At 73.1% G+C, this 6,042-nt stretch carries 6 protein-coding genes and 1 pseudogene; 2 read left to right on the forward strand and 5 right to left on the reverse strand.

Translation table 11 applies throughout. From position 1 onward, the window contains the following. Positions 1-198 precede the first annotated feature (198 nt). The gene (locus tag JNW89_RS24970) at positions 199-1,836 is read left to right on the forward strand and encodes a glycoside hydrolase family 13 protein (protein WP_238450740.1); all 1,638 of its coding nucleotides are present in this window, start codon (positions 199-201) and stop codon (positions 1,834-1,836) included. Positions 1,837-2,045: 209 nt separating this feature from the next. Next, positions 2,046-2,414 (forward strand): VOC family protein, encoded by a 369-nt coding sequence (locus tag JNW89_RS24975; RefSeq protein WP_238450741.1) that lies wholly within the window; start codon positions 2,046-2,048, stop codon positions 2,412-2,414. Positions 2,415-2,418: 4 nt separating this feature from the next. On the opposite strand, the gene JNW89_RS24980 is transcribed toward JNW89_RS24975, so the two are convergent. The 5 genes and pseudogenes from JNW89_RS24980 to trpS all read right to left on the reverse strand — a co-directional run bounded on the left by JNW89_RS24980 (position 2,419) and on the right by trpS (position 5,938). After that, positions 2,419-2,865 carry a hypothetical protein gene (locus JNW89_RS24980; protein WP_210775092.1) on the reverse strand — a complete coding sequence of 149 codons (447 nt, stop codon included), beginning with the start codon at positions 2,863-2,865 and terminating at the stop codon, positions 2,419-2,421. A gap of 98 nt (positions 2,866-2,963) precedes the next feature. After that, a complete protein-coding gene (locus tag JNW89_RS24985; protein WP_154939716.1) occupies positions 2,964-3,332 on the reverse strand; it encodes a GntR family transcriptional regulator in 369 nt (122 codons plus the stop codon). 1 nt (position 3,333) lies between these two features. Continuing rightward, positions 3,334-4,269: a YihY/virulence factor BrkB family protein gene (locus JNW89_RS24990; protein WP_375155134.1), complete on the reverse strand. Its 936-nt coding sequence runs from the start codon at positions 4,267-4,269 to the stop codon at positions 3,334-3,336. Positions 4,270-4,324: 55 nt separating this feature from the next. Continuing rightward, on the reverse strand, positions 4,325-4,882 hold the full coding sequence (locus JNW89_RS24995) for a 2'-5' RNA ligase family protein (RefSeq protein ID WP_154939720.1): 558 nt from the start codon (positions 4,880-4,882) through the stop codon (positions 4,325-4,327). Between the two features lie 31 nt (positions 4,883-4,913). Continuing rightward, a pseudogene (gene trpS, locus JNW89_RS25000) lies at positions 4,914-5,938 on the reverse strand (tryptophan--tRNA ligase). Positions 5,939-6,042: the final 104 nt, after the last annotated feature.

Genomic DNA, 6,042 nt, shown 5'->3' on the forward strand with positions numbered 1-6,042 from the left:
GTCCCGGCACCGTCCCGCCCGCTGGGACGGCCACCCGGGGTCGTCCAGCCGGCCGGAGGCTGCGAGCCATCATTTCTTGCGCAAGGAATGCTTGACTCTTGCAGCAACCGGGCGGCATTCTGCACTGACATCCGCGCCCACCACCCACCCGCGCGCGGGTGCTCGCCGTCCCGAGCAACAGAACGGGGATCGTCACCGATGACCGACGCCACCAACCCGGCACCGCCGGCCGCCGACGCCGACTGGTGGCGGTCCGCGGTCGTCTACCAGGTCTACGTTCGCAGCTTCGCCGACGCCGACGGCGACGGTGTCGGTGACCTCCGGGGCATCCGGGAGCGGCTGCCGTACCTGCGCGACCTCGGGGTCGACGCGCTCTGGCTGACCCCCTTCTACACCTCGCCGCAGGTCGACGCCGGCTACGACGTCGCCGACTACCGCGATGTCGACCCGCTGTTCGGCACGCTCACCGACTTCGACGCGATGATCACCGACGCGCACGCCCTCGGGCTGCGGATCATCGTCGACCTGGTGCCCAACCACACCTCCAGCGCGCACCCCTGGTTCCAGGCCGCGCTGGCCGCCGCCCCGGGCTCGCCGGAGCGGGAGCTCTACCTCTTCGCCGACGGCAGGGGCGAGCACGGCGAGCTGCCCCCGAACGACTGGGAGAGCATCTTCGGCGGCCCGGCCTGGACCCGGGTGCCGGACGGCCAGTGGTACCTGCACCTGTTCGACCCGGCCCAGCCCGACCTGAACTGGCGGCACCCGCGGGTGCGCGCCGAGTTCGAGGACGTGCTCCGCTTCTGGCTGGACCGCGGCGTCGACGGGTTCCGGATCGACGTGGCGCACGGGATGATCAAGGCCGAGGGGCTGCCGGACGTCGGCTTCAGCTCGATGACCACCGGCCAGCGCCAGTCCGAACTGCTCGGCAAGGGCCGCCTGCCCTACTTCGACCAGGACGAGGTGCACGAGATCTACCGCGCCTGGCGGCCGATCCTGGACAGCTACCCGGGCGGCCGGATGGCGGTGGCCGAGGCGTGGGCGGAGACCCCGCAGCGGCTGGCCCGCTACATCGGCCCGGACGAGCTGCACCAGGCGTTCAGCTTCGACTTCCTCGACGCCACCTGGTCGGCCGACTCGTTCCGCAAGGTCATCGACACCGCGCTGGCCGAGTCCACCATCGTCGGCGCCCCGACCACCTGGGTGCTGTCCAACCACGACCGGCAGCGGCACGTCACCCGGTACGGCGACGGCGAGGTCGGCCTGCGCCGGGCCCGGGCCGCCGCCCTGCTGATGCTGGCCCTGCCCGGCTGCGCCTACGTCTACCAGGGCGAGGAGCTGGGCCTGCCGGAGGTGCTGGACCTCCCCGACGAGCTGCGCCAGGATCCGGCGTTCCTGCGTACCGGGGAGAGCCGCGACGGTTGCCGGGTGCCGATCCCGTGGAGCGGCGAGCTGGCCCCGTACGGCTTCGGCCCGGTGGGCAGCGAGCTGAGCTGGCTGCCGGCCCCGGCGACCTGGCGTGCGCTCTCGGTGGCCGCCCAGACCGGCGTCGCCGGCTCCACCCTGGAGCTGTACCGCGCCGCGCTGCGGATCCGGCACGAGCACCGGGCGCTGGCCGGCACGACCGGCGGGGTGACCTGGCTGGAGGGCGGTCCCGGCATGCTCGCCTTCAGCCGCACCGGCGGCGGGACCACGCTGACCTGCGTGGTCAACATCAGCGGCGCGCCGGCCCTCGTCGAGGGGTACGGCCGGCCGCTCGTCGCAAGCGAGGACCTCACCGAGCAGGGATCGGGTCATCTCCTGCCGGTGGACGCAGCTGCGTGGTTCGAACGGCGCTGAGCCGGGTAACCCGCCATTGACCTGGTCGTCCGTTGTGCCCCGCGCCGACGGGCGACTGGGCCTGCCGACCCCTTGTGGTGGGGGGTGAGGTGGCACCGGCGCCTCGGGGAGTTCCCCGGGGCGCCGGTGTCCGTTCGGGCAGGGCCTCGCGCCACGTGTCGATCCCGCGCACGGCGGGTACCGGGTGCGGAAACCCCCGGAGGTGTCCGATGGCGCTGCACGTCGCGCAGTACACCCTCGACGTCACCGACCTGGACCTGATGGCCGGCTTCTGGTCGGCGGCGCTCGGCTATCGGGTGGAGCGCGGTGACGACGGCAACGCCAAGCTCTACCCCACCCCCGACCGACCGGCCGGCGCCCCGACGGTCTGGCTCCAGGCCTCCGGCACCCCCAAGCGGGGCAAGAACCGGCTGCACCTGGACCTGGTCGCCGACGCCGACCCGGGGGCGGAGGTACGGCGGCTGCTCACGCTGGGCGCCCGGCGCGCCGACGTCGGCCAGTCCGGTGACGAGGGCTTCGTCGTGCTGGCCGACCCGGAGGGCAACGAGTTCTGCGTGCTGGACGGCCCGCCCCGCTGACCGGTCAGCGGCCCTTGCGCCGCAGCAGCTCGGAGATCCGCTCGAAGCCGGCCCGCAGCTCGTCCTCGCTGGGTGCCGGCTGCGGCGCGACCGGGTGCTCCGCCCGCGCGGCCGCCTGCTCCAGCTCCTCGTCGATCACGTCCTCGAAGTCCCCGTAGAGGTCGGACTCGTCGATCCGGGCCGCCTCGTCCTCGGCGGCGATCTGCGCCGCGGCGATCTCCCCGCGCACCTCCTCGGCCGACAACGCCGGCACCAGCGGCTCGACCACCGCCATCAGCTGCTCCTCGGCCACCACCGCCTCGGCCAGGGCCAGGGCGTGCGGGCGCTCGTACGGGCCGCAGACCACCGGCTCCCACTCGGCGGGGTCGCCGAGCGGGCCGAACGTGATGATCCACGGCAGGCCGAGCATCGGCGAGTCGTCCGGCAGGTCCAACGTCACGAGTGCGCCCACGCGCTCATCATGGCCGGTCACGGCAGAAAGGTGAGTGGCATTTGCGACAACTGCCGGTTCGCGCATGGGTCGGTTTCCTGACCTGTTCGTCCGTCGACTCAGCCCGGGCGGGCGGCGTCGAGAGCGGCCCGGACCAGGGCGAGTGCCCGATCCGGCGGTACCCCCAGCCGCACCGCCTCGTCGGCGTACCGGGCCGCCGCCCGCTGCAACCGGTCGGTCGCGTCGTCGCGGCCCGGCGCGACGTACGTCCCGTGCCGCCCCCGGGTCTCCAGCAGCCCGGCCGCCTCCAGCTCCCGGTACGCCCGCGCCACGGTGTTCGCCGCCAGCCCCAGCTCGGCGGCGAACTGGCGCACCGGCGGCAGCCGGGTGCCCACCGGCAGCCGCCCGTCGCCGACCATCGCGGCCAACTGCCCACGCACCTGCTCGTACGGGGGCACCGCCGAGCCCGGGTCGATCTCGATCAGCACGTCAGCCCGCCCCTCCCGGGGTCCCCGGATCGGTGTCCGGGTCCGTCTCGACGTCGAGGTCCGCCGGGGCGGGCCCGTCGGAGAGGTCGACCACTCGCCCGTGCCGGCTGGTCGCGGCGAGCGCCGCGCCGAAGAGCACCAGCTGGTTGAGCAGGTACAGGTAGAGCAGCAACCCGACCGCGCTGGCCACCACCGTGTACGCCGGGTTCCGCTCGGTGCGCACCACGTAGTAGCGCCCGACGGTGTTGAGCAGCGTGATGCCCACCGCGACGATCAGCACCACCGGCCGCAGCCGCCGGCGACTCATCCGCAGCCGGGGCACCGCCACCAGCAGCGCGGTCGCCAGCACCGCGTTGACCACCACGCTGAGCGCCGCGCTGACCGTGGTCAGCCCGACCGAGCCGGTGGACCGCAGCAGGAAGCGCAGCAGGGACTCCAGGGCGTCGACGGCCGCCACCGAGAGGCCGAGCATCACGAAGACCAGCACCAGCACACCCAGGTCGACCAGGCGGCGCACCACCAGGTTGCCGGGCTGCTGGTTGAAGCCGTACATCAGCCGCTGCGAGGAGCGGATCGCCTCCACCCAGCCGATCCCGGTGAAGACCAGGATGACCAGGCCGATCACTCCGACGGTGTTGCTGCTCTCGGCGATCTGCCCGGGGTCGAGGAACGGCAGGTTCCCCCGCAGGAAGTCGGCCGCGGCGTCGCTGACCTCGTCGTTGTCCTCCAGGATCGCCCCGAAGATCGAGTACGCCACCAGGGCGAGCGCGAAGACGGCGAAGAAGCCGTAGTAGGCGATCGCCGCGGCCAGCCGCCCGCCCAGCACGTTCCCGTAGAGGTCGATGGCGCGCCAGAGGTGGTCGAAGCGGGGCCACCGGTGCCGGGCCGTGGTGAACCGGCGGTCGATTCCGCCCGTCAGCCGGCCCCACGCGTCCACCACGTCATCCTCGCCGATCTCCCGCCGCGGGGCGGGCCTGTGGCCACCGGCCCGGTCAGCCGCCGAGCCGGAAGTCCCGGCGGGGTTGCCACCGGGTCGCACCGCTGTGCGAGAAGAGCGTGAACGAGTCCACCTCGAACATGGCCGAGAAGTCGGCCAGGTCCTCGTACGCCCGGTCCAGCGCCTCGGGGGCGACGTCCTGCGCGACGGTGACGTGCGGGTGGTACGGGAAGCGGGCCTCCCGGTGCAGCTCGGGTGCGGCGTTGATGGCGGCGGCGAGCAGCTCGCACTCGCTGATCCCGGCGGCCACCGTCACGAACACCACCTGGGTCACCGGCCGGAACGTGCCCGTGCCCCGCAGGTGCAGGGTGAACGGCAGGTGCCGGGCGGCCACCCGGCTCAGGTGCTCCTCGACCGCCGGCAGCGCCGCCACCGGGATCTCGGTGGGCCCGAGCAGCGTCACGTGCGCCGGAACCACCTGCGGGTCGCCGGACTCGGCCCGGCGTCGGGTGAGCATGCCGCCCCACGGCTCCGGGACGTCCACCGCGATCCCGATCTGGATGGTGCCGCCGTCCACCGGCGCCCCGTCCCTGCGATCCACGCTCCGCGCCACCCCTCCACCCGTACCCGTCGGCCCGGAGCCGCTACTCGAAGCGGACCGGGGGGAAGAACCCGATCCGGTCGTACGCGGCGCGCAGCGTCGGCGCGGCCACCGCGCGGGCCTTCTCGGCGCCGGCGGCGAGCAGCTTGTCGAGCTGCGCCGGGTCTCGAGGTAGGCGCGGGTGCGCTCCTGGATCGGGGTGACGAACTCCCGGACTACCTCGCCGAGGTCCTTCTTCAGGTCGCCGTAGCCCTTGCCGGCGTACGCGACGACCAGGTCGTCGATGCTCCGGCCGGAGAGCGCCGAGTAGATGGTCAGCAGGTTGGAGATGCCCGGCTTGGTCTCGGTGTCGAAGACGATCTCGCGGCCGGTGTCGGTGACCGCGGAGCGGATCTTCTTGGCCGAGCGGGCCGGCTCCTCCAGCAGGTCGATGATGCCGGCCGGCGAGGACGACGACTTGGACATCTTCGCCGTCGGGTCCTGCAGGTCGGTGATCTTCGCGGTGTCCTTGACGATGTGCGGGGCGGGCACCGTGAAGGTCGGGCCGAACAGCGAGTTGAACCGCTGCGCCAGGTCGCGGGAGAGCTCCAGGTGCTGGCGCTGGTCCTCGCCGACGGGCACCGCGTTGGCCTGGTAGAGCAGGATGTCGGCGGCCTGCAGGATCGGGTACGTGAAGAGGCCGACGCTGGCCCGCTCGCTGCCCTGCTTCTGCGACTTGTCCTTGAACTGCGTCATCCGGCTGGCCTCGCCGAAGCCGGTGATGCAGCCGAGCACCCAGGCCAGCTGCGAGTGCTCGGGTACCTGCGACTGGACGAAGAGGGTGCTGCGCTCCGGGTCGATCCCGACCGCGAAGAGCTGCGCGGCGGCCACCCGGGAGCGCTGCTTCAGCACGGCCGGGTCGTGCCCCGCGGTGATCGCGTGCAGGTCGACCACGCAGTAGAACGCGTCGTGGGTCTCCTGCAGCGCCACCCAGTGCCGCACCGCGCCGAGGTAGTTGCCGAGGTGGAACGAGTCGGCCGTCGGCTGGATGCCGGAGAAGACGCGCGGGCGGGCGGGAACGTCGGACATGACGGCAATTCTGTCAGCAACGCCCGGCGTACGTCATGACGGGCCGGCGGGTCGGCTCGCCGCCGGCCCGGCGGGGGTGGTGACCTCGCGCCGCTGCTCCGGCA

Source organism: Micromonospora sp. 4G55 (assembly GCF_016803375.1).

Excerpts from the sequence above, each read along its gene's own strand:
- JNW89_RS24970 (WP_238450740.1), top strand. The coding sequence starts at position 199 with ATGACCGACGCCACCAACCCGGCACCGCCGGCCGCCGACGCCGACTGG.
- JNW89_RS24975 (WP_238450741.1), top strand. The coding sequence starts at position 2,046 with ATGGCGCTGCACGTCGCGCAGTACACCCTCGACGTCACCGACCTGGAC.